The sequence below is a fragment of the Cryobacterium sp. PH31-L1 genome (assembly GCF_030063145.1).
Classification (GTDB): Bacteria; Actinomycetota; Actinomycetes; order Actinomycetales; family Microbacteriaceae; genus Cryobacterium.
Map to the genome: position 1 here is coordinate 49,832 of NZ_JASISM010000002.1, position 22,227 is coordinate 72,058.

The 22,227-nt window shown below is 65.3% G+C and carries 20 protein-coding genes; 11 read left to right on the forward strand and 9 right to left on the reverse strand.

Annotated elements, in window-relative coordinates; all coding sequences use genetic code 11:
• Window positions 1–13: 13 nt before the first annotated feature.
• From QMF22_RS04625 to QMF22_RS04650, 6 genes are all read right to left on the reverse strand, one after another.
• Window positions 14–1,516: an APC family permease gene (locus tag QMF22_RS04625; protein ID WP_283450885.1), complete on the reverse strand. Its 1,503-nt coding sequence runs from the start codon at window positions 1,514–1,516 to the stop codon at window positions 14–16.
• Between the two features lie 357 nt (window positions 1,517–1,873).
• A complete protein-coding gene (locus QMF22_RS04630) occupies window positions 1,874–3,238 on the reverse strand; it encodes an NAD-dependent succinate-semialdehyde dehydrogenase (RefSeq protein ID WP_283450887.1) in 1,365 nt (454 codons plus the stop codon).
• A gap of 83 nt (window positions 3,239–3,321) precedes the next feature.
• Window positions 3,322–4,062, reverse strand: a complete 741-nt coding sequence (locus tag QMF22_RS04635) for a cache domain-containing protein (protein WP_283450888.1) — start codon at window positions 4,060–4,062, stop codon at window positions 3,322–3,324.
• Window positions 4,055–4,813: a GntR family transcriptional regulator gene (locus QMF22_RS04640; protein WP_283450890.1), complete on the reverse strand. Its 759-nt coding sequence runs from the start codon at window positions 4,811–4,813 to the stop codon at window positions 4,055–4,057. Before QMF22_RS04640 ends, QMF22_RS04635 begins: the two co-directional genes overlap by 8 nt.
• A 9-nt stretch (window positions 4,814–4,822) precedes the next feature.
• On the reverse strand, window positions 4,823–5,650 hold the full coding sequence (locus QMF22_RS04645; RefSeq protein WP_283450892.1) for an ATP-binding cassette domain-containing protein: 828 nt from the start codon (window positions 5,648–5,650) through the stop codon (window positions 4,823–4,825).
• Window positions 5,651–5,993: 343 nt separating this feature from the next.
• Window positions 5,994–7,475, reverse strand: a complete 1,482-nt coding sequence (locus QMF22_RS04650) for a helix-turn-helix transcriptional regulator (protein WP_283450894.1) — start codon at window positions 7,473–7,475, stop codon at window positions 5,994–5,996.
• 265 nt (window positions 7,476–7,740) lie between these two features.
• On the opposite strand from QMF22_RS04650, the gene aceB reads away from it, so the two are divergent.
• From aceB to QMF22_RS04665, 3 genes are all read left to right on the forward strand, one after another.
• Entirely contained in the window at window positions 7,741–9,414 is a 1,674-nt protein-coding gene (gene aceB / locus QMF22_RS04655; RefSeq protein ID WP_283450896.1) for a malate synthase A, read from the forward strand.
• Between the two features lie 262 nt (window positions 9,415–9,676).
• Window positions 9,677–10,357, forward strand: coding sequence for a hypothetical protein (locus QMF22_RS04660; protein ID WP_283450898.1), 681 nt, complete (start codon window positions 9,677–9,679; stop codon window positions 10,355–10,357).
• A gap of 83 nt (window positions 10,358–10,440) precedes the next feature.
• On the forward strand, window positions 10,441–10,944 hold the full coding sequence (locus tag QMF22_RS04665; RefSeq protein ID WP_283450900.1) for a signal peptidase I: 504 nt from the start codon (window positions 10,441–10,443) through the stop codon (window positions 10,942–10,944).
• On the opposite strand, the gene QMF22_RS04670 is transcribed toward QMF22_RS04665, so the two are convergent.
• The gene (locus QMF22_RS04670) at window positions 10,941–12,362 is read right to left on the reverse strand and encodes a cryptochrome/photolyase family protein (protein ID WP_283450902.1); all 1,422 of its coding nucleotides are present in this window, start codon (window positions 12,360–12,362) and stop codon (window positions 10,941–10,943) included. The genes QMF22_RS04665 and QMF22_RS04670 overlap by 4 nt on opposite strands.
• 306 nt (window positions 12,363–12,668) lie before the next feature.
• Here QMF22_RS04670 and QMF22_RS04675 point away from each other — a divergent pair, with 306 nt between their 5' ends.
• The 5 genes from QMF22_RS04675 (at window position 12,669) to QMF22_RS04695 (ending at window position 16,661) form a co-directional block, all read left to right on the forward strand.
• Window positions 12,669–13,241 carry an alternate-type signal peptide domain-containing protein gene (locus QMF22_RS04675; RefSeq protein WP_283450904.1) on the forward strand — a complete coding sequence of 191 codons (573 nt, stop codon included), beginning with the start codon at window positions 12,669–12,671 and terminating at the stop codon, window positions 13,239–13,241.
• 115 nt (window positions 13,242–13,356) lie between these two features.
• A complete protein-coding gene (locus QMF22_RS04680) occupies window positions 13,357–13,965 on the forward strand; it encodes a hypothetical protein (RefSeq protein ID WP_283450906.1) in 609 nt (202 codons plus the stop codon).
• A 3-nt stretch (window positions 13,966–13,968) separates the two neighbouring features.
• Entirely contained in the window at window positions 13,969–15,270 is a 1,302-nt protein-coding gene (locus tag QMF22_RS04685) for an RICIN domain-containing protein (RefSeq protein WP_283450908.1), read from the forward strand.
• On the forward strand, window positions 15,270–15,848 hold the full coding sequence (locus tag QMF22_RS04690) for a signal peptidase I (RefSeq protein ID WP_283450910.1): 579 nt from the start codon (window positions 15,270–15,272) through the stop codon (window positions 15,846–15,848). The genes QMF22_RS04685 and QMF22_RS04690 overlap by 1 nt, the downstream gene beginning before the upstream one ends.
• A gap of 81 nt (window positions 15,849–15,929) precedes the next feature.
• The gene (locus QMF22_RS04695; protein ID WP_283450912.1) at window positions 15,930–16,661 is read left to right on the forward strand and encodes an LPXTG cell wall anchor domain-containing protein; all 732 of its coding nucleotides are present in this window, start codon (window positions 15,930–15,932) and stop codon (window positions 16,659–16,661) included.
• Between the two features lie 44 nt (window positions 16,662–16,705).
• Here the strand turns inward: QMF22_RS04695 and QMF22_RS04700 are convergent, their stop codons facing one another.
• Together QMF22_RS04700 and QMF22_RS04705 are read right to left on the reverse strand one after the other, a co-directional pair.
• The gene (locus QMF22_RS04700) at window positions 16,706–17,683 is read right to left on the reverse strand and encodes an NADP-dependent oxidoreductase (protein ID WP_283450915.1); all 978 of its coding nucleotides are present in this window, start codon (window positions 17,681–17,683) and stop codon (window positions 16,706–16,708) included.
• 128 nt (window positions 17,684–17,811) lie between these two features.
• A complete protein-coding gene (locus QMF22_RS04705) occupies window positions 17,812–18,402 on the reverse strand; it encodes a YqaJ viral recombinase family protein (protein WP_283451631.1) in 591 nt (196 codons plus the stop codon).
• Between the two features lie 244 nt (window positions 18,403–18,646).
• Here QMF22_RS04705 and QMF22_RS04710 point away from each other — a divergent pair, with 244 nt between their 5' ends.
• From QMF22_RS04710 to QMF22_RS04720, 3 genes are all read left to right on the forward strand, one after another.
• Window positions 18,647–19,762, forward strand: coding sequence for a hypothetical protein (locus QMF22_RS04710; protein ID WP_283450918.1), 1,116 nt, complete (start codon window positions 18,647–18,649; stop codon window positions 19,760–19,762).
• Window positions 19,763–19,830: 68 nt separating this feature from the next.
• The gene (locus QMF22_RS04715; protein WP_283450919.1) at window positions 19,831–20,577 is read left to right on the forward strand and encodes a response regulator transcription factor; all 747 of its coding nucleotides are present in this window, start codon (window positions 19,831–19,833) and stop codon (window positions 20,575–20,577) included.
• Window positions 20,577–22,082: a sensor histidine kinase gene (locus QMF22_RS04720; RefSeq protein WP_283450921.1), complete on the forward strand. Its 1,506-nt coding sequence runs from the start codon at window positions 20,577–20,579 to the stop codon at window positions 22,080–22,082. Before QMF22_RS04715 ends, QMF22_RS04720 begins: the two co-directional genes overlap by 1 nt.
• The last annotated feature ends 145 nt before the right edge of the window (window positions 22,083–22,227 follow it).

The following is a 22,227-nucleotide window of genomic DNA, read 5'->3' on the forward strand; positions in this document are numbered from 1 at the left end:
TGCGCAGCCAGGCCTAGTGGTCGGGGTGCGCCCGCAGGAGCGCCGCGACTTCGATGGCATCACCCTCCGGTGCCCGCGACTTGCGGTCGGGCCGCGCCACCAGCAGGTAGATGAGCCCGCTCCCCGCGACCACGAACAGGCCGATCAACACGATGTAGTCGCTGAAGAACTCACCGCTCGAGCCCGGAACCGCCAGCAGCACCATGGCAAAAATGCCGTAGGCCAGGGCGAGCGCGTTGACCACGAAACCGGCCCGGCCCAGGCTGAACGGTCCGGCCGGCTTCCAGCCTTTGATGCGCTGGCGTAGGGCGGCCAGCACCACGGACTGGAATGCCACGTAGATGCCGATGACGGCGAACGAGGTTATTTGGGTCAGGACCTGGTCGCTGCCGACGTAGATGATCAGGCACAGCACCACGGGAATCGAACACGCCACGATGAGCGCGTTGGTCGGCACCGCGGTGCGCGGCGACACCTTGGCGAGCCACTTGTGGCCCGGAACCATGCCGTCGCGGGCGAATGAGAACAGCAGACGGCTGGCCGCGGCCTGCAGGCTCAAGACGCACGACAGAAAAGCGGTCAGAGCTACCACCAGAAAGATCTTGGCCCCGATCGGGCCCAGCGCGGCGTCCAGTATGGCCGGGATCGGGTCTTTGTCGACGCCGTCAACGATCTCCTGCAGGTTCGGTGCGGCCATGACGTACCCGCCGAAGGAGAGCAGGGCTGAAATGCCACCGACGAAGATCGTCAGAATCATGGCGCGCGGGATGCCGCGGGCCGGGTTCTCGACCTCTTCGGCCACGTCACCGCAGGCCTCAAACCCGTAGAACAGGAACAATCCGGTCAGTGCCGCCCCCAGAAAGGCCGTGGCGTAGCTGCCGTTGCCCTGCACGCCCATCGAGTCGAAGAACACGCTGAACTCCTGGTGCCGCTGAAAGATCAGCAGGTAGAGCCCCACAGCGACGACACCGATGAGTTCGGCTGCGAGCCCGATCCGGGCCACGCGAGCGAGCGTCTTCGTGCCCGAGAAGTTCAGCCCGAATGCCACGACCAGGAACAGGATCGACAATCCCAGCGTGACTTCCTTCGTCGCCGGGGCGTTGATCAGGCTGGCCAGGAATCCCGTCCCGAATTCAGCGACGGCCGTGATCGTGACGAGCATCGCCCAGATATAAACCCAGGCCGCCATCCAGGCGTAGCGTTTACCCCACAAGCGCCTCGTCCACGGGTAGATCCCGCCTGCGATCGGGTACTGAGAGACGACCTCGCCGAACACGAGTGCCACGAGCAACTGCCCGGTGCCCACGATGAACAGCCAGAACAACGATGGCGGCCCGCCCGTGCTCATGGCCAGGGCAAATAAGGAATACACCCCGACCAGGGGCGAAAGATAAGTGAAGCCAAGAGCGAAATTCGCCCACAAGGACATGGAGCGGTGGAACGAATCGTCGTAGCCGAGCACCTTCAGGTGGTCGCCGTCGCCGATGCCCTTCTTGGAGGAAGCCTCTACGGACATAGTGCCCTTTCAATCCAGCCGAAACGCCCTGGGGGCGCGTACACCTCTATGTGTGAGGCCAAAGCTAGCGGATGCTTGCTCGTAAAGCTATAGAACCGGATGATTGTTTTTCGACATGGCTGCCGGGTGGTCTGGTGCGTCGCGCTGGCAGCAGGTCATTCGCTCCTCAGCTCAAGGAATGAGACTTTTCCGGCGGAATCCGCGAAAAGCGTGCGGTTCCCGCCGGAAAAGCCTGATACCTCGTCACCCCGCAAGCGACCCGCCGCGACCGCTGATGTTTCGGTACGTCTGCCGCGGTAACGGGCCTAGCGGCAACCGAAACCGCGCGCGGGCATCCACTCAGGGCGCAGTGGCGGGTCAGCCGATGCGGATCATCTTCTTGTTGACGAATTCGTCGGCGCCGAAACGGCCCAGTTCGCGGCCAGAGCCGCTCCTCTTCACACCACCGAAGGGCAACTCGGCACCGTCGGCACCGACCAAATTGATGAAGACCATTCCGGCCTCAATGCCGTCGGCCACGCGCAGTGCCTGCTCCGGGTCGGTGGTGAAGACGTAGGAACCGAGGCCGAACGGGGTGTTGTTGGCCAGTGCGACTGCGGCGGCCTCATCGGGAACGCTGAAGATCTGCGCGACCGGGCCGAAGAACTCTTCGTGGAAGGCATCGGAGCCGGGCGATACGTCGGTGAGCACGGTTCCGGCGTAGAAGTTGCCCTCAGAGGTTCCGCCTGTGACCAAGGTGGCACCCTGAGCCACAGCGCGCGCAACCTGCTCGGTGAGAGTTTCAGTGGCCTTTTTTGAGGAAAGTGGCCCGAGTCCGGTGCCGTCCTTGGTCGGGTCGCCCAGCTCGACCGCATTGATTGCCGCCGTGAACTTATCGAGGAAGGGCTGGTATAGCTCCTCGATGACGATGAAGCGCTTGGCCGCGTTGCAGGCCTGGCCGTTGTTGTCGATGCGAGCCGCCACGGCGGCGCCGACGGTCTCATCAAGATCGTCGGTGGACAGTACGATGAACGGGTCTGAGCCGCCGAGCTCGAGCACGACCTTTTTCAAGTTGCGTCCGGCGATCTCCGCAATCGCAGCGCCTGCGCGCTCCGACCCGGTGAGTGAGACACCCTGCACGCGGTTGTCGCCGATGACCGTGGATATCTGATCATGGGAAGCGTAGAGGTTGGTGTACGCCCCCGCCGGGAAACCGGCGTCGAGCATGATCTGCGCGATCGCGGCGGCCGATTCGGGGCACTGCTCGGCGTGCTTGAGCAGGATGGTGTTTCCGATGATCAGGTTTGGTCCGGCGAAACGGGCAACCTGGTAGTACGGAAAGTTCCACGGCATAATTCCGAGCAGCACGCCGAGCGAGCTGCGACGGATGAGCGCCGACCCCTCGCCGGCGAGCAGGTTGATGGCTTCGTCCTTCAGCAGGTCCACCGCGTTGTCGGCGTAGTAGGCGTAGATGTCGGCGCTGAAGTCGACCTCGCCGAGGGCCTGCTCCACGGGCTTTCCCATTTCGCGCACGATGATATCGGCAAGCTCCTGGCGGCGCTCGACGTGCAGTTCGGCCACGCGGCGCACGAGCGCTGCACGCTCTTCGACGCTGATGGAGCGCGACCAGGTGTGGGCTTCGTCAGCGGCGGTGATCGCGGCGTTGAGGTCGGCATCCGAGATTGTGTCGTAGGTCTTGACTGTCTCCCCGGTGGCCGGGTTGATGACTGCGTAGCTGGTCATAGGCTTTATCCTTCACTGGTCGGGCACCTCGAAAACCGGCGCCGATGCAAACTCTGGTTTGTCAAAGATATAGCAACGGATGATTAAAAACGAGGCGGCCGGTCCGGACCAACGAGAACTCGAAACGGCAGACCGGAGCAGGCCACAGAGTCACCGGTCTGCGAGGCGAGCTGACCGACCTGTAGGGTCGGGTCCGTGGAGACCACTACCCGGTCCACAGCGGTGACGAGGGCGAGTGGCCGGTCGGCCGCGAGAAAGAGCGGGAGCACGATGCTCTCGAGATGGCGCACGGAGATATCCGCTCCGACCACGCCGAGCATTGGAGTGCCTTCGCCGATGCGCACCGGCATGGTCAGGGTGAAAATGTACTCGCAGGTGCAGAGACGATCCACGTAGGGCCCGGTGACGTGCGTCTGGTTGGTGGACTGCGGCACCTGGTACCACTCCAGCGTACGAAAATCGTGCACGTAGTCGGTGTAAGCGCGGGTAGCGAGGTCGAGACGGGTGGCCGCGCTGCTGCTGCCGAGCAGCGGGTTGCCGGCCTGCGGACCCAGCCACCAGGCAAAGTGGATGTCCCGGCCACGAACATAGCCGGGCGCGGCAATAAATCCGGCGCCGACGAAGAGCGGGCTGGCACCCGTCAGGGCCGGACGCACTAACGCCTCGACGCGGGCATCGAGCTCGGCGGGACGCACCGTTGTCTCGCCTTCGGATAGGACCTGCCGCCACCCGTCCAGCTGGGTGAAAGCACCAGCGAAGAACGCGCCCACAGCGGCGGCGCAATCGGAGATCGTCACGTCCGGCAACTTAGAAATCTCAGGCATCCCAGGCTCCGCCTCGTTCGACTCTGGCCTTCGCGTTCAACAGCCATTCGGCCAGGCTCCGCACCTGCTCGGTCGCGAACTGCCGGGCGGCGGCCGCGTCATTGGCGCGCACGGCGCCGGCAATGGCCTGGCTGCTCGCAAGCAGCGACCGACGGGCTCGGGCATCCGTCATGCCGAGAAGCAGCAGCGGGCCGAACTCGGCCTGCAGCCGGATGAGGTCCCGCACCAGCCGGGCGGACTGGCTGAGAACGGCCAACTCCAGGTAGAATCCGCCGGCGTTGGTGCGGGCCCCGGCGACCGTCGCGAAGTCAGCGCCGCGCAGCCACAGATCGAGGCGGTCGGAGTCGGGTTCTGAGGCGTGCAGCGCAGCCCGTTGGGCGCACCCCTCGACGATGGTCGCGAAATGGACGGCCATGTCAGAGAGATCGACCTGCGCCAGACCGTGGAGGCGAGCCTGCACGAGCGTGCTGTGCGGGGCATCCGCTTTCATTACGAAGCTGCCGCCGCCGCGGCCGCGCCGAGTCTCGACCAGGCCGGCATCGCGCAGTCCAGCGAGGCCTTCACGCACTGTGATCAGGGCCACACCGAAACGGCGGGCCAGATCGGATTCGCTCGGCAGACGTTCATCGGGGGCGAGAACGCCGAGAATGATGGCGTCGGTGAGTCGGGCGGTTACCTGCTCGGTGCGGCCGGCGTCGATGAGCTGCGCGAAAATCGCTTCGCGTGCGCCCGGCCGATTGTGTGCCTCCATGCGCCCAATCTACAAGCCCAGGCTGCCCGGCGACTGATTCGCGGCCGCGTCGAGAAGCTCGCGGGTGTACGGATGCTTGGGGGAACCGAATAGATCGGCGACCGACGCGTATTCGACGATCGCACCGGTGCGTACCACGGCAACACGATTGCAGATCAGTGACGCGACGCGGACCGAGCGCGTCACGATAATCATGGTCAGTTCGCGTTCGCGCTGCAATCTGCTCAGCAGCTCAAGAATGTCGGAACTGTCCGACGCGTTCAGAGTGTCGGTCGGGTCGTCGGCCACGAGCAGATTCGGGCTGCCGGCCAAGGCAGTGGCGATGTGCACGCGCTGCGCCAGGGTCGCAGACACGTCGCGCGGGTACGCGGTGAAGGTGTGTTCCGGATTCTCAACGCCGGCCTGGCCCAGCAGATCCAGGGACCGTTCGTAGGCGGCCGGTTTCGACAGGCCGCCGCCGGAACGTAGCGGTGTGGCCAGCTGGGTTCCCACGGTCAGGTTCGGGTCGAGGCCGTCGAGTGGATTCCTCGGCAGGTAGGCCACCTTGGCGTCGTGAAGCCGGGAGAACGATCGTGGCGGCAGCCCGACCAGTTCGACGCCGTTGAACAGAATCGACCCGGATCGGATGGTCGCCGGCGCCGGAAGTACGCCGGCGATGCACTGGGCGACCTCGAGAGCACCGGAAGACGCATCGCCGACCAGCCCAACGACCTCGCCGCAGGTTATGGAGAGCGAGATGCCCTGCACCACACGCGGTGCGTCGGAGTGCGCCGCCGCCGCGACCTGAAGCCCGCGCACATCGAGCAGTGCCGCGGAGCGAAACCAGTGCGACGGCATGGGCGCGGTCGTTTCAGCCGGCGACGAAGTAGCGACATGATCGGGCAGCTCGTGCAAGGGCGGTGCCGCCGAGGGAATTCCAGCCCGCACGGTTCGATTGAGACGACGAAATAAACTGCGAGCGTCACACATCGTCGGCTCGCATTTCGGTAGGTCGAGACGAGCGGCGACGCGTGGGTCAAGCCCAACCGATAATCTCTGGTGCGTGGTACCGCAAAAAGCCACTTGCTCCAGCATTTTCACGTCATAACAATGTTAGCTAAAAGTATTGCCTACAACGTACCGGTTTGTTTGTTTCAGAGCGGATGCGCCTGCAGCCGTCCCGCACGCCGGCACCTCAGCGCTAGTGCGGCGAGTGGGCCTCGAGAAACTCGTACACCTCGGTCTGGTCGACGCCGGGAAAGGTTCCGGTGGGCAGGGCCGCGAGCAGACTCGTCGGGGTTCGTGCGGCAGGCCAGGACTGCCCGGCCCAGCGCCCGGCGAGGTTGTCGGGAGCCCGGCGGCAGCAGGACTCATCGGGGCACTTGGAGACGGCGCGGTTTGACGTCTCGCGGCCGCGGAACCACTTCACGTGTGCGAACGGTACCCCAACGCTCACCGAGTACTCGCCCTCCTTGGCCTTTTCGATACGGGAGGTGCACCAGAAGCTGCCGGCCGGCATGTCCGTGTACTGGTACCACGCGCTGAAGCGGTCTTCGACGTCGAACACGGTGCGGGCAGTCCAGCTGCGGCAGACCGTCGTGCCCTCGACCGCGCCGAGCGCGTCACTCGGGAAGCGCACATTATCGTTTTCGTAGGCTTTGATGATCGTGCCGGACTCGTGCACCTTCATGAAATGCACCGGAATGTCCAGGCGGGCGGTGGCGAGGTTGGTGAATCGGTGCGCGGCCGTCTCGTAGGAGACTGCGAAGGCGTCCCGCAGATCTTCCATTGAGATGCGCCGCAGGGTCTTCGCGTCGGTCAGCATGCGCACTGCATCTCGCTCCGGCAGCAGGATCGCTGCGGTGAGATAGTTGGTTTCCACCCGCTGGCGCAGAAATTCGGCATAATTTTTCGGCTCTTCGTGCGCGCACAGGTGGCTCGCAAAGGCCTGCACGATCGGCGAACGGGAATCCCGCGAGGCCGAACGTTCGGTCGGCAGATAGATACGTCCGTTGCGCTTGTCGGTGACCGACCGGGTGGAGTGCGGCAGGTCATTCACATAGTGCAGCGAAAACCCTAGGTGGGTGGCCATGTCGGCGACGAGCTGCTGCGACACCGGGCCACCGGAGTGACCGACCGCGGTGAGCAACTGGAGGGCCTGCGCCTCCAGCTCGGGAAAGTAGTTGTCCTGCTGCCGCATGATCTGGCGCAGCGCGGAGTTGGCCCGACGGGCCTCCTCCGGAGTCGCTGCGCGCTCCCGGTTGAGCCGGTCGATTTCATTGTGCAGGCTGAGGATGGTCTGCAGGGTTTCGTCGCTCTGGCCTTTGCTGACCCGGATGCGGGGAAGTCCGAGGGCCTGGAACACCGGCCCGCGCTGGGCACGTTCCACCGAGATTTCCAGGGCGGCTCGTTCGGAGGGGGCATCGGTTCGCATCAGCTCTTCGACGGTGGTGCCGAGTGCGAGGGCGATCGTGCGCAGCATGGAGAGGCGTGGTTCGCGTTTGCCGTTCTCCATCATCGACACTTGGGAAGGCGCGCGGTCGATTGTGGCGGCGAGGGCGTCGAGCGTCATCCGGCGGTTGGTGCGCAGTTCCCGGATGCGACGGCCCAGCGTGAGCGCGTCAAGCTCCGGCTCATCAAGGCTGAGGGACGACAGTGCGGCGAGGGCTTCGGCGGGGACCATGGCCTTAGTGTCGCAGATCACAAAAGTTTCCACAATCAGAAGAACAGGGTTTCTTCTGTGTATTGATTGGGGTTGGGCCGTGCCGAGACCCGGCAGAGTAGAGGCACAGGCAAGCACCGACTTTCGAATTGCGACCGCTCATCCTCGCGCTCACCGATTCGACCGAAGCAGAACCGCTCCACCATCCTCCGCCTGAGATCGGGCGAACCGCGCAGCTGCGGCTCGCCCCCTGTCGGTATCACCTACTTTCGCAAGGAGCCAGACCATGAACACCCCCAACCCGACCATCGATCAGACGGTCAACTCCGAGACGGTGAAGACGACCACCGGCAGCTTCGCCACCATTCGCCCGCACCTCGAGGTCACCGGCCCGCTCGGCGATCGGTATGACGAGATCCTCACCCCCGATGCCCTCGAATTTCTGGCCGAACTGCACGAGCGTTTCGCCGGCACCCGGCACGACCTGCTCGCGGCGCGGCTGCAGACCCGAGTGGATGCCGCCAACGGTCGCGACCCTAGGTTTCTGAGCGAAACCGAGAGCGTTCGTCTGGACCCGACCTGGAGCGTTGCGGGAGCCGGACCCGGCCTCGAAGACCGCCGCGTGGAGATCACGGGCCCGACCGACCGCAAGATGGCCATCAACGCCCTCAACTCCAGCGCCAAGGTCTGGCTTGCCGACCAGGAAGACGCCACCAGCCCGACCTGGACCAACGTGATCGAGGGTCAGCTGACCCTGTTCGACCAGGTACGCGGCCAACTCAGCTTCACGAGCCCCGAGGGCAAGAAGTACGAGATCACGAACGAGTCGACGCCGACCATCGTGATGCGTCCGCGCGGCTGGCACCTCGTTGAAAAGCACATCACCTTCATCGACCGCGCCAACCGCCGTATGAAGTCCTCTGGCAGCCTCATCGACTTCGGCCTGTACTTCTTTCACAACGCGAAGAAGCTCATCGAGAACGGCACCGGCCCATACTTCTACCTGGCCAAGCTCGAAAGCCACAAGGAAGCGCGCCTGTGGAACGACATCTTCACCTACGCCGAAGAGCGTCTGGGAATCGAGTACGGCACCATTCGCGCCACGGTGCTGATCGAGACCATCCAGGCCGGCTTCGAGATGGAGGAAATCCTCTACGAACTGCGCGATCACTGCGCCGGCCTCAACGCCGGACGCTGGGACTACATCTTCAGCATCATCAAGACGTTCCGTGCCCGCGGCAGCCGCTTCGTCTTTCCCGACCGCAAGCAGATCACGATGACGGTGCCGTTCATGCGCGCATACACCGAACTGCTCGTCGCCACCTGCCATCGTCGTGGTGCCTTCGCCATCGGCGGTATGAGCGCCTTCATTCCCAACCGTCGCGACCCGGCCGTCACCGAGCAGGCTCTCTCCCAGGTCGCCGCGGACAAGAAGCGTGAAGCCACCGACGGGTTCGACGGTTCCTGGGTTGCGCACCCGGATCTGATCCCCACCGCTCAGGCCGAATTCGACAAGGTGCTCGGCGACCGCCCGAACCAGCTCGAGCGGCTGCGCCCCGAGGTGAAAGTGACGGCCGCCCAGCTGCTCGACGTCGCTTCCGTCGGTGGCCAGATCACCGAGGCCGGCGTGCGCGGCAACGTGCTCATCTCACTCCGCTACATCGAGTCCTGGCTGCGCGGCGTGGGAGCAGCGGCGATCGATAACCTGATGGAAGACGCCGCTACCGCGGAAATCTCCCGCTCGCAGCTCTGGCAGTGGATCCACGAGAACTCGGTCACCGCCGAGGGCCGCCGGATCGACTCCGACTGGGTTGAAGAGGTGCTGGACGAGGTCGTGGACGGCCTCGAGCGCACCCCCACCGACCGCTTCGATGACGCCCTCACGGTGCTGCGCACCTCGGCACTCGAGCCGGAATTCCCGACCTTCCTCACGGTGGGTGCTTACGCTCGATTCTTTTAGATAGTTTTCGCAGCTGACGCTGCGAGTTCGCGAAAGCGGGCAAATGGTTGTCTGGCCCCGGCATCATCACAGGGGCGGCAACTGTTTGCCCGTTTTTTGCGCTATTCGTGTTCTGCCGCCGTTCCATCCCCCAGATTGGGGGGGACGGCAGTACCCAATGGGGGGCATACGTGAGCGGATGTCATCTCTACTGTTTTGAATATAGATAATGAAAAGATTTCATTATCTCACTTCGGAACTGACAATTTGAGATGAGACTGACGTGAAACTTATGTTAAACCGCAAGAAAATGATCATCGGGGCCGGAGGCGTTGCCGTTGCATTGACGATGGTCCTCGCCGCCTTGGGACCGACCGGCGCGTACTTCAGCGACACGGCACAGGGCGCAGTGAGCGGAACAATCGGCTCGATCAAGATTGCCGGTGCCGACGGAACCGGCACTGACTCACTCAACCTGGCTTTCACGAACCTGCTACCGGGAACGCCTCAGACCGTCACCTCGCGCTATGTCAACACGGGTTTGAACGCTCAGGATGTCTGGGTCGTGTTCAACGACAAGGACGCACTGCACGCTTTGAACGACCTCGGTACCTACGGCGAATTCCACGTGGCTGCCAACGGTACAGCGCTCTTCGACTCCGCGAACCTCAGCGATGACTTGGACGACACCGCGCACCCGAGCTGCGGCGCCCTCGCGCCGACGGGATGCTGGCCCGTTCCGAAGATGATCAAGCTGGCATCCAACCTGGCGCCGACAGCTGTCGGCTCGGTCTCGTTCAGCTTCGGCTACGCGGCAAAGATGTCTGGCCAGTCGGAGCTGGGCGGTGGAGTGTGGAACTCTTACCCGGTGAAGACGGCTCAGACCCCGAACGCCGTGGTCGTTGGAAACGGTCTGCCGTACCAGATTGTGGCCACGCAGGTCGGACAGACCCCGGGCCTGTAGGGCTCGATGAAATGGCTCGGACGTCGCTGTCGGCTAGCGACGTCCGAGGCATTCCTTTTCCGTTCCGAGCCGAGGGGCGCGCCGTGAAGAGATTCAAAGGCACCGTGGTCGTGCTGCTCGTTCTTGCCGCCGTGCTTACCCCGGTCGTTCTGGTCGCGACGGGCGCACTGCCCTATCGGGCCTTTGTCGTGCGCACCGGGTCGATGTCGCCCACCATCCTGCCGGCGAGCATCGTCATCGTCGAGGCCGACCGGTACACGGTCGGACAGGTGATCACCTTTCGGCGAGACGGCGATCGCACCACCCATCGACTCGTGGCCTTCAACGACGATGCCACCCTCTCGACAAAGGGCGACGCGAACGAGACGGTCGACCCGTTCACCGTGCGCGAAGCCGATGTCGTCGGCGGCGTGACCGCCTTCGTTCCCTACCTGGGCTATCTCGTGGTCTACCTGCAAAACCCTCTCGCCCTCGGTTCGGTCATGATGTGCGTGCTGAGCATTTGGTATGTCGGGTCGTCCGAACAAAAGACCGTGCGAAAGCAGACCGCGGAGTCCTCGGTTATCGCAGCCGTCGAGGTCGCCTAGCGCGGTGTTTGGGCTTTGACCCGCTCGTAGGCAGCCAGGGCGGCGCGGCGCGTCTCGCCGAGGTCGACCAGCGGCGCCGGATAGGCATCCGTGCCGTATTCGGGCACGTTCTGCCGGATGTACTGCTGGTGCGGGTCGAACTTGGCCGCCTGCAGGTCGGGGTTGAAGATACGAAAATACGGTGCGGCGTCCGCTCCGGAACCGGCCACCCATTGCCAACCAAATGGGTTGCTCGCCGCGTCGGCATCGACCAGGGTGTCCCAGAACCAGCGTTCGCCCTCGCGCCAATCGACCAACATATTCTTGATCAGGAATGACGCCGTCACCATGCGTACCCGATTGTGCATGCTTCCGGTTCGCCACAGTTCACGCATGCCGGCGTCAACCAGGGCAAAGCCGGTGCGACCCTGCTGCCAGGCCGCTAGGGCATCCCGATCGAGTGGCGGCCACGGGAAAGCGTCGAAGGCAGGGCGCAGGTTCGTGGTCGCGAGGTCTGGCGCGTGAAAGAGCACGTGGTACGCGAACTCCCGCCAGCCGACCTCGGTCAGAAATCGGGTCGCGCTGGCCAACTCGCTACCGCTGAGGCCGCGCTGGGCCTTGTGAGTCGCCGCCCACACCTGGTGCGGGCTGATCTCGCCCCAGCGCAGGTGCGGAGACAGTCGCGAGGTCGCGTTCTGGGCCGGTTCGTCTCGTTCGGTGGCGTAGCGGGGGAGCGACTCGGCCAAAAAGGTGTCGAGCAGGGAATGAGCGGATGCTTCGCCCGGCGTCCACGCGGCGCGCAGCCCGCCCGCCCAATCGGGGCTCGACGGTTCGAGTCCCCAGTCGTCGAGGTCGTCGGAGACGAGGGCTGCCGTAGTGGGGTCGCCGGCCCAGCCGGGAATGGCGGCCGGTGCCGGGTAGGGCGCGCGGGGCGGCGCACCCGCGGTGCAGGCCCGCCAGAATGGGGTGAAGACGGAGTAAGAGCCGCCCTGCCCGGTCTGAATCGTCCAGGGTTCGAACAGAAGCGAACCGGCGAAACTATGGGCGTCGACTCCGCGCTCACGCAGGTCGCTCTTGATCGCGGTGTCGATCGTGCGTTCGGCCAGGCCGTAGCGGCGGTTCCAAAACACGGCGGAGGCATCCGTTTCGTGCACCAGACCGGCGATGATCGGGCCGGCCGCACCGCGGCGCAGAATCAACCGGCCACCGAGGTCTTCGATGGAGCCGGCGAGGGATCGCAGGCTCTGGTGCAGCCACCAACGCGCCGCGCCGCCGAGCGGGCGGACTCCGTCGGATTGCTCGTCGAGCAGGTAGAGGGCCACAATCGGCTGCCCCTGCTCTATCGCCGCCTGCAGGGCTGGATGGTCGGCAACCCGCAGATCGTCGCGAAACCACACGACGACGGGCCCGACGTGGTCGGCTATCTGATCTGAAGTCATGCGGTCTCCTCGTGAAACTCCAGTCTGGACCATGCCGCGGGCCAGACCAATTCGGAGGTAGAACGGTCTGTCGCGTCTGATCGACAACGAACTCGTCTACCTGCCCGCATGTCGCTTTATCGTTGCATTCCTCCTGATTTTTCACGAAATGGTCCGATATACCTATTGATTTCAACTAATTCAGTATAGAAACGACATTTACCCTAAATCCCATTCTGGGGGTTATCGACGGACAGACAAATCTGTCTGTCCCACATAGTGTGTGTACCACTCGCCCCTGAGTCGATCTTCCGAAAGGTCTCCACTATGAACAAGCTTCTCGTTAGCGCTATCGCCGGTGCCGCCGGACTGACCCTGCTGTTCGGCGGCGCGGGAACGTTCGCGCTCTGGAATTCCAGTACGTCGGTTGCCGGCGGAACGATCACCTCCGGCGCCCTGACGGTGGTCGACAACGCCGCCGCCGGCGTCTGGAAGAGCGGTGCCACTGAAATCACCCTGAGCACGTACAAGATCGTGCCCGGTGACGTCCTTACCTACACGAAGAAGGTTGACATCACGGCGACCGGCGACAACATGGTCGCGACTCTGGCCGTTGCTCCAGCGAGCATCACCGCCACGAGCGCAACCAACACCTTTGACGGGAAGCTCGCGAGCTACATCACCAAGAGCGCCCAAGTGTCGATCAGCGGCATAGGCATCACCGGTGCCGGCCCGACGTACACGATCACACCGGCCGGTACCGGCGTTATCGCTCGCGCTGCAGTGGTTACCGTCACCCTGACGTTCCCCAAGAGCAACGTCCCAGGAGCTGAGAACGATGCCATGCTCGGCTCGGTCAACCTCGGCGCCCTCGCCGTGACCCTGACGCAGACCACCTAGTTCTTCACCACCTCCTGCACCGCCCCTGGTGTGCCCATCACCCGACGATGGGCACCCCCGGGCGGTGCGATTTTCCCTCCGGCTCCTCCGTTCGACCAGAAAGCGAGGTGATCACATGAAGACAGCCCGTGGACGCCACACCGCTTCGCCGGTCGAACGTCGTCGCCACCGTGCAGTGCCGACCCTGCGGCTACGCGCGCGGGCCTTGGTCTTGGCCGCAGCATCCACTCTTCTGGCAGTCGTGCTGGCCACGACCGCTGCCGGCGGCACCTACGCCCTTCTGAATTCGAGTGCCGCCACCCCCGCGGCCACGATATCGTCGGGAACGGCCACGATGACAGTCTCGGCCCTCGCCCTTCCCGCCGTCGCCCTGTACCCGGGACTGGTGATTGCCGCCCCCGTCACCGTCACGAATACCGGTGACGTTCCATTGGCCGTGACCCGCTCCTCGCTCGTCGCGCCGGATGTCACTTCGGCCCTGTCCGATTCGCTCACCATCGGTCTAGCCGTCGTCGACAGCTCGGCTACGTGCACGAGCGCGGTCATCCCCAGCACCAGCGGAACATTTGCCAGTGCGCCGTCGACGGCGGTGGGCCTGACGCTTGCTAAAGCCGAGTCCCGAACAGTATGCGTGCTGGTCTCGCTGCCGGCGGGCGCCCCGAGTCTGAGCCAGTCGTCGTCCGCTGCCAACTTTTCCGTCGTCCTCACCGGGGTGCAGGCCTAAACCATGACCCGCTCACGCCGCCAGGCTTTCGCTCGACCGAGAGGGCAGCGTCACACCGCAGCCCTGCTCGGCACGGTGCTCTTTCTCGTGCTCGCGGCGTCCGGCGCCTCCCATGCCGCCTGGACCACCGCGGCATCCACAGCCACCGGATCCGTGACCTCGGGCACGGTCAGCATCGCCCAATCCGGCTACGACCAGCTCAAATTCGACTACTCGGCGAGCAGTCTGGTGACAACGAAACCCGTCACCGTGAGTAATGGCTCGGTGCCGTCGACGTACACACTCACACTCGCTGGCACGTCGGCGACGGCGGGCCTCGCCGCAGCGATCACGGTGACGACCTGGCCGGTCGCCTCCACCGCCCACTGCACCTCGTCGACGACCTTGCCCGGAAGCGAGACGGTGCGAACTTGGACGAACGGAACCACACTGACCGGTTCGGTCGCCGCAGGTTCGTCCGTTGTGTACTGCGTGCGCACCTCGATGTCATCACCCATTCCGGCTGCCTACGGCGGTGGCCAGGTTGCGGCCCGGCTCGACCTGACCGCCGCGGTCGGCGCGAACTGGAAGGCCGCCCCCGTCACTGTTGCCGTGGCCCAGACCGTGCCCGACAGGACTGCTCCGACCGCGCCGACCGGCCTGACATCGTCATCGACAACGGGTGCCGCCACCACACTCACCTGGACGGCGGCGACCGACAACGTTGGCATCGCCTCGTACCGCGTCTATCGCGACGGGGAGCGGGTCGGGCCGGACATCACCGGCAGAACCTATACCGATACCGGTCTCAATGTCGGCACAACCTACAGCTACACCGTCGACGCGCTCGACGCGGCCGGCAACTCCTCGACCATGTCATCGGCCGTCACTGCGACCACCAGCCAGTCACCGTCGTCGACCAGCTGGTACCGAGTCAAGAGTGGGGGCCTGTGCGTCACGGGTTCCGCCAACGCGAACGGACCCGTGACAGTGCAGGTATGCAACGAGTCGCTGACCACTCAGCTCTGGCAATATGACTTGGTCAACCAGAGCGATTACCTCATCAACTCGCAGGCAGCGGCCGGGCTGGCTTGGCAGCGCACCACCACGGCAGCTGTGGTGATGGCGACACGCAACACGCGTGACTCCAGCCAGCAGTGGGGCGGCACAGTGTCGGGAAACGGTTTGTACCAGTTCGTCATGCAAGTGAACAAAAACAAAACGGAATGCATCACGGTGCCGAGTTACACAGCCGGAACCGCGCTGCAGACGCAAAGCTGCAACGCCGGTAGCGCCCAGCAGTTCACATTGACGGCGGCGAACTGATGGGGCACGGTTCGAAGGGGGCCAGACCGACTGGACTGCTGCAAGCCCTGGGCCTGGCCGTCAGTGGTGCGCTGCTTCTTCTCGTGGTTATGCTGCTCGCTCTGCTGGTCATCGTGCCCAAGATCACGGGCGCAACCCCATTGACTGTACTGACGAGCTCAATGGAGCCACACCTGCCGCCCGGCACCATGATCGTGGTCGGCCCCGTCAACACCGACGACCTCGTAATCGGAGATGTCGCCACTTATCAGATTCACTCGGGCGAGCCGGCCGTTATCACCCACCGCATCACCGCGATCAGCTCATCCACGGACGGTAGCCGAAGATTTCAGTTTCAGGGAGACAACAACAGTCTTCCCGATCCGGACCTCGTGCTCTCCACCCAGATTCAGGGGCGACTGTGGTATTTTTTTCCGCTGATCGGCCATGCAAACAACTTCGTCAACGGGGCGAGCCGAGCGGTGATCATTCCGGCCGTGGCCCTGGCGCTGCTCGGATACTCGGCTGTAATGCTCGTCACCGGAGTCCGTGCCAGCCGCCGTCGTCCTCGCGGCGCCCATCGCCACTCGGCGGTCTGATCTATGCAGCCGCGTGATACCCAGCCCCCTATTTGCGAATTCCGCGCACCTGGCCGTCGTCGTGGGCGCCTGCTTGGTGCCGTGGCCTCCGCGCTATTGCTGGCGCTCCCGATACTTGCCGGTGCGGCCGGGCCGGCATCTGCTGTCGAACCCGAATTCCTGTCAAGTGTTGCCCAGGCCAGCAACGCCCGGCTCGGCGACGTGCAGGTCAGCTCGGACGGCGCGCACTTCGCGAACAGTCTGCCGACCGATTTGTTCGACTCGTATGGGGCGATGATTCCGAAGGGGTCGATACGGGCGTCCCTGTGGATCCACAACCCGAGCGACCAGCCCGCGGTCGTGCGGGTGAGTCTGCGCAGTGCGGACGGGGCATCCGCTGGGCTGAATCAGTACCTCACCCTGGGCGTCACGACCCCTGCCGACCCGACCGCGCCCACCGTGTCGTTCGCGGGCGACGCGAATTGTGCGGTGCTCGCGCCGGTTCAGCCGCTCGCCGCCGGCGCGACGCTGCGTGCCGAGGTCAGGGTCGACATGACGAATGTGACCGGGCTGACCGGGCAGAACGAGACGGCGAATCTGGGCCTCGTGGTGGCCCTGCGCGACGCGGTCGCTGGGCCGTTTTCGTCGTCGGCCTGCGCCGACACGGGTGTGTTCGTCGCAGTTCTGGGGGCTTCGTCCGCGGCGCCGCGGCCGGCCGCCCTTTCCGGCACCGGGGTTGACCTGCCCGTTCCCGCCATCGTCGGGGGCGTTCTTCTGCTGGGCCTCGGCGTGCTGTTGACGTTCCGCCGTCGCCGCGAACGGAACGAGAACTAGATCTCAGCCGCCCTCGACTGGCGGGCAGCGGATGCCGATGCCCGCTACGAGACGCGCAGCACGATCTTGCCGCGAATGTGACCCTCCTCGATCAGTCGGTGTGCCGCAGCGCCGTCGGCGAGTTCGAACACCGCGTCGACGTGCACCCGCACGGTTCCCGTGTCGAGGAGTTTCGAGATCTCGTCGAGGGCTCGGGCGTCGGGGGACACCTTGAAACCTGTCGCGCGGCGACCGGCGGCTGCGGCATCCGCTGCCATGGAGGGCCAGCTGCCGGTCGGCGCATTCACGAGCAGGCCGCCCGGGCGCAGCGCGGCCAGGGATCGGGTGCCGGTGTCATCGTGCACATTACCGATGAGGTCGATCACCGAGTCGACGTCGCGGGCCTCGTCTTCGAAGCGCGTGGTCGTGTAGTCGATGACCTCGTCGGCACCGAGCTCGCGCAGAAAGTCGAGATTGTGGGTGGATCCGGTGGCGATGACGTGGGCGCCGAGAACGCGGGCGAACTGTACCGCGAAGTGACCGACGCCGCCGCTGGCGGCGTGCACGAGCATCCGCTGCCCGGGGGCCGCCCCGGCAAGCCTCACCATGCCCCACGCGGTGAGGGCGGCGACCGGTACTGCGGCAGCTTCGGCGTGGCTGAGTCGGGCCGGCTTGTGTGCGACGCTCATGCTCGATACTGAGACGTATTCGGCGAAGCTGCCGCCGGTGCGCGGCACTCGGCCCATGCCGAAGACCGCATCACCGGGCTGCAGCGGTGACGCCTCGAATGCCGCGCGCACGACGATGCCGCTGAAATCGTTGCCGAGAATGGTCGGGTAGTTTTCGATCGCGGCGGCGACGCCCTTGCCGGAGCGGGTCTTGGCGTCGATCGGGTTGAGCCCGGCGGCAACGACCTTCACGAGAACCTCGTCGGAAATCTGACGCGGAAGCGGCCTCTCAGCCAGGTGCAAGACCTCGGGATCGCCGGTCTCGTCAATGACGAGGGCGCGCATGGTCGGCGGAAGTTCGAAGTCGGTAGCCATGACCCTCATTCTGCTGCATCCAGCTCGCCCAACTCTTTCCGGGCCCGGGCCCGGAAAGCGGGCCCATGCTAGATCATGGGCCCAGCGACCGGGCCTGGGCCCGGTCATGAAGAAAGAGGGGAGCGGGGCTAGCGGCGGGCCTGCTGGTCGAGGTTGTCGATCAGGGCGTTGGCCAGGCCCACCAGAATCGCGATCTGGTCTTCGTCGCGTTCGATCCAGCGACATTCGGGCGCCGCGGAAACCGGCACGAAATCGAGGTGCTCTTCCCAGACCAGCAGCGTGCGATCGGCGCCGAGTACGTACTGCTGCCACCACACCTGCCGCAGATAGCTGCGCGGAATGCTGCGCCACGGCTTGCTCGTGGTCTTGATCTCGGCCAGGTGTAAATCTGCACCGATTACGCCGACCCCGTCGGGCGTGGCCAGATGCCGCGGATGCGAGAGCGACCGAAACAGGTTCGTGCTTGGTTCGATGCCGTAGTTCTCCAGCACCCACGCGGCGATGACCGGTTCCCGGGCCCGACCATGGTCGGTGTAGCTGTTGCCGGAGAAGCTCGTGCCGTGCATTTTGTCGTGCGCCGCGTTCACGATGGACTTCGGGGTCGACAGCTTGGCGACATCCGTTGCCGTAATGCCCTGGTTGCGGGCCCGCAACCACGCAACGCGATCGTTCGAGTCGGCGACAATGCGCAGGGTGTGCGGTGCCGGCGGCGGTACCAGAACGGATGCCGCGGGGTGCGCCGAAGGCTGATCCAGGTCGAACAGGGACAGCGTGGAATTCGGCACTCCTCTATTGTGTGCCCGCGCGCACGGTCGGCGCGCCACCGCCACGGGGAGCCGCGGGATCGGAGGCCGCCAATCGCCTACCCGGCGGAGGTCGCGCATCCGCTCGCGGTGAGAATCGTTATCGCGAAGAGACCTGGCTTCGCTAGCCTGAAGGAACGGCAACCAATCGGGGGAACACATGAAGCAGTACCCAGTTCGATGCGCGCTCGCCGGGGCCGCCACGCTGGCCCTGCTGCTCAGCGGATGCGCCGGCCTACCCGGCTACCCCGACGCCACCGATGCCCCCGTCGCGCAGCTCGTCGCCGGCGTCGACTGCCAGGCGCCCAACCTCGGCGATGCCGTGCCGATCTTTCCGGACGGCCAATCGACCCAGACCGATCTGACCGTCACACACCCCGACGCCCCGGAGCCCGGCAGGGTGCCCGTCGATTTCGAACCGGTCGCCGCCTCCCTCTGCACCTTCTATGGCAGCCTCGACGACGAGCAAGGCCGCTGGTCGGCCGTGACCGTCGAGACCCGAAAGGGCGACTTCGGCCGGCTGCTGTCGGCGCTCGCCCAACCCAACGACCAACCCGGACTCAACCAGGCCTGCACCGCCGACATGGAGCTCGTGCCGGAGCTGTGGCTGGAGAACGCCGCAGGCGAAGCCATGCGGGCAGCCTGGCCGCGCACGGCGTGCAGGAAGACCAAGCCGGCGACTGCGAAAGCCCTCGAGAAGCTTGAGCTGACCGACACGGTGAAACTGCCGCTCGTGCTGCAGATCGCCCGCCCCGCTCTCGACGCCGGCTGCACCATGAGCACCGGAACCCCCGAACAGTCGCAGTTGTTCGGCACGACCGGCCTGCAGACCTACACCACCCAAATCGGGCAGGACCCTGAACCGATTTCGGTGCCGCCCGCCGAAATCCCCTCCTACGCCGGCGTCGACGGCGCGAGCGTCTGTATCTACACGGTTGACCCGGTCACCGAACCCGACCTCAGCGAACTCGAATCCATCGAGGGTTTCGACGACGACATGCTCGGCTCGATGCTGACCGTCGGGTCGGGCACCTTCACCAGCGCGACTACCCTTGAAGCGGATGCCGCAGCGCTACTGCCCTCCGCAGCATCCGCTTTGCAAGCGCCCGCGTGCGCGATTGAGCCCACCCGGTTCGCGGTGCTCTGGCCCGAACGGGCCGGAACCCGGCTCGACACTCCGATCCAGGTCGAGCTCGACGGCTGCCAGCGACTCTTCGTTCCGGCGAGCAACCCGCTCGTGCCCGCGCCGGCCTTACTGGCGGCCCTGATCGGCTAAGGCCGGCCACAGGCATCCGAGGGCGCGCTCATAGGGCGTTCATAGACAACTGCCGGATACTCATCAGAATGAGCACACGTGAGAGCACCCACACCGGCCATGGCCCGCGCCTGACCAAAGCCGATGGCAGCGCCATTAGGGTTCTGGTCGTTGACGACGAACCCACCCTCACCGATCTGCTCTCCATGGCTTTGCGCTACGAGGGCTGGGAGGTGCGCACCGCCGGTGAAGGCCGCCAGGCGCTCACCATCGCCCGCGAATTCCGGCCGGACGCCATCGTGCTCGACATCATGCTGCCCGACATTGACGGACTGCAGGTGTTGCAGCGGGTGCGCGCCGACGGCTACGAGACACCCGTGCTCTTTCTCACCGCCAAGGACTCGCTGGACGACCGCATCGCCGGGCTCACCGCGGGCGGCGACGACTACGTCACCAAGCCGTTCAGCCTTGAGGAGGTGGTCGCCCGACTGCGCGGCCTCATCCGCCGCTCCACCCTCGCCGTGGCCGACTCGACCGACCCGCGCATCACCGTGGGAGACCTCACCCTTGACGAAGACAGCTACGAGGTCTTCCGCGACGGTGACGCCATCGAACTGACCGCCACCGAATTCGAACTGCTGCGCTTTCTCATGCGCAACCCACGTCGGGTGCTCAGCAAAGCTCAGATTCTCGACCGGGTCTGGAGCTACGACTTCGGCGGCAAATCGAGCGTCGTCGAGATCTACATCTCCTACCTGCGTAAAAAGATCGATGCCGGCCGCGAGCCGATGATTCACACGGTGCGCGGCGCCGGCTACATGCTGAAAACTGCCTAATGGCCAAGCGGATGCCGCGCCGCCGACCTCGCTCGCCCTGGACCCTGCAGCGTCGCCTCGTGCTCACCGTGGTCGGGCTGCTCGCCCTCGTGAGCATCACGATCGGCGTGGTGAGCGTGGTCATCCTGCGCGCCTCGCTGCTCGATCGCCTCGACGTGCAACTCGCCTCGGCCGCCGACCGCTCCGGAGCCGTCCTCGGCGGCGACAACGACGGGGACCGCCCCGGCGACAACCCCGGCAGCAGCTATTTCGGCAGCCCAACCGCCAACAGCATTCTCAGCGGCCCGGCCCAACCCCCCGGGCTGCTCGCCCTGGTCTACGACGGATCGAGCATCACCACCGGCTACACCGACGACCAGAGCGGCGCCATCGAAGAACTCTCCGCTCAGCAGGTACAACAGCTCGCCGACCACGTTAACCAGCCGGGCAGCGTCACCGTGAACCTCGGCGGCGAACTCGGCGACTATCGTGTGCAAGCCGAAACGTCCCGCAGCGGCACCCTCTACCTCGTTGGTCTGCCGCTGTCCGGCGTCGCGGCCACGGCCGCCCAGCTGGCCCTGATCATCACGTTCGTCTCGCTCGCCGGTCTCATCGTGGTGGCCATTATCGCGGCCTGGGTCGTTCGCCTCGCCCTGCGCCCGCTGCAACGCGTCACCGCGACGGCCACCCGGGTTGCGCAACTCCCCCTCGACCAGGGCGAAGTCTCCCTGGACGACCGGGTCCCGGCCGGCGATACCGACCCGCGCACCGAGGTAGGCCGAGTCGGCGCGGCGCTCAACCGCATGCTCGAGCACGTCGACCTCGCCCTCGAAGCGCGACAGCAGAGCGAGCGCAAGGTTCGGCAGTTCGTCGCCGACGCGAGCCACGAGCTGCGCACGCCGTTGGCGTCTATCCGTGGGTACTCCGAACTCACCCGGCGCAGCGGCCAGGAGCTGCCGCCCGATGCCATCCACGCGCTCGGCCGCATCGAAAGCGAGTCGGTGCGCATGACCGGCCTGGTGGAAGACCTGCTGCTGCTCGCCCGCCTCGACGAGGGCCGCGAACTCGAAATGGAACCGGTCGACCTCACCATGCTGCTCGTCGACGCCGTGAGCGACGCCCACGCTGCCGGCCGCGACCATGTCTGGGACCTCGACCTGCCCGAAGAACCGATCGAGGCGATCGGCGACGAACCGCGTCTCCGCCAGGTCATCACCAATCTGCTCGCCAACGCTCGACTGCACACGGATGCCGGCACCACGGTGGTCGTGGACCTCGCCGCCGTTGGCGACCGGGCCGTCATCACCGTCACCGACAACGGTCCCGGCATCCCCGAAGACCTGCGAAGCACCCTGTTCGAACGGTTCGCCCGCGGCGACAGCTCACGCTTTCGCGGAACCGGCAGCACCGGCCTCGGACTGGCTATCGTGGCAGCGGTCGTCGCCGCACACCATGGCGATGTCTCGGTCGACAGCGTTCCAGGTCGCACCCAGTTTCGGGTCGAACTGCCCCTGGCCACGCACTAGGCGTATCGGCCAGGGCGGCGCCGGATCGACCTCGCGCCCCCTCATTTCATTGCTCGACCCGTGAGTTCCAAGCGTCGAGCCGTGGGTCTCGACTCGTTTAGGGTGAAAACGGGGGTGTAAAACGGGGGTGTAAAACGGGGGTGAA

Excerpts from the sequence above, each read along its gene's own strand:
- QMF22_RS04710 (WP_283450918.1), top strand. The coding sequence starts at position 18,647 with ATGAAGCAGTACCCAGTTCGATGCGCGCTCGCCGGGGCCGCCACGCTG.
- QMF22_RS04700 (WP_283450915.1), bottom strand. The coding sequence starts at position 17,683 with ATGGCTACCGACTTCGAACTTCCGCCGACCATGCGCGCCCTCGTCATT.
- aceB (WP_283450896.1), top strand. The coding sequence starts at position 7,741 with ATGAACACCCCCAACCCGACCATCGATCAGACGGTCAACTCCGAGACG.
- QMF22_RS04680 (WP_283450906.1), top strand. The coding sequence starts at position 13,357 with ATGAAGACAGCCCGTGGACGCCACACCGCTTCGCCGGTCGAACGTCGT.
- QMF22_RS04650 (WP_283450894.1), bottom strand. The coding sequence starts at position 7,475 with ATGGTCCCCGCCGAAGCCCTCGCCGCACTGTCGTCCCTCAGCCTTGAT.
- QMF22_RS04685 (WP_283450908.1), top strand. The coding sequence starts at position 13,969 with ATGACCCGCTCACGCCGCCAGGCTTTCGCTCGACCGAGAGGGCAGCGT.
- QMF22_RS04640 (WP_283450890.1), bottom strand. The coding sequence starts at position 4,813 with ATGGAGGCACACAATCGGCCGGGCGCACGCGAAGCGATTTTCGCGCAG.
- QMF22_RS04670 (WP_283450902.1), bottom strand. The coding sequence starts at position 12,362 with ATGACTTCAGATCAGATAGCCGACCACGTCGGGCCCGTCGTCGTGTGG.
- QMF22_RS04635 (WP_283450888.1), bottom strand. The coding sequence starts at position 4,062 with ATGCCTGAGATTTCTAAGTTGCCGGACGTGACGATCTCCGATTGCGCC.
- QMF22_RS04625 (WP_283450885.1), bottom strand. The coding sequence starts at position 1,516 with ATGTCCGTAGAGGCTTCCTCCAAGAAGGGCATCGGCGACGGCGACCAC.
- QMF22_RS04720 (WP_283450921.1), top strand. The coding sequence starts at position 20,577 with ATGGCCAAGCGGATGCCGCGCCGCCGACCTCGCTCGCCCTGGACCCTG.
- QMF22_RS04630 (WP_283450887.1), bottom strand. The coding sequence starts at position 3,238 with ATGACCAGCTACGCAGTCATCAACCCGGCCACCGGGGAGACAGTCAAG.
- QMF22_RS04675 (WP_283450904.1), top strand. The coding sequence starts at position 12,669 with ATGAACAAGCTTCTCGTTAGCGCTATCGCCGGTGCCGCCGGACTGACC.
- QMF22_RS04645 (WP_283450892.1), bottom strand. The coding sequence starts at position 5,650 with ATGCCGTCGCACTGGTTTCGCTCCGCGGCACTGCTCGATGTGCGCGGG.
- QMF22_RS04715 (WP_283450919.1), top strand. The coding sequence starts at position 19,831 with ATGAGCACACGTGAGAGCACCCACACCGGCCATGGCCCGCGCCTGACC.
- QMF22_RS04690 (WP_283450910.1), top strand. The coding sequence starts at position 15,270 with ATGGGGCACGGTTCGAAGGGGGCCAGACCGACTGGACTGCTGCAAGCC.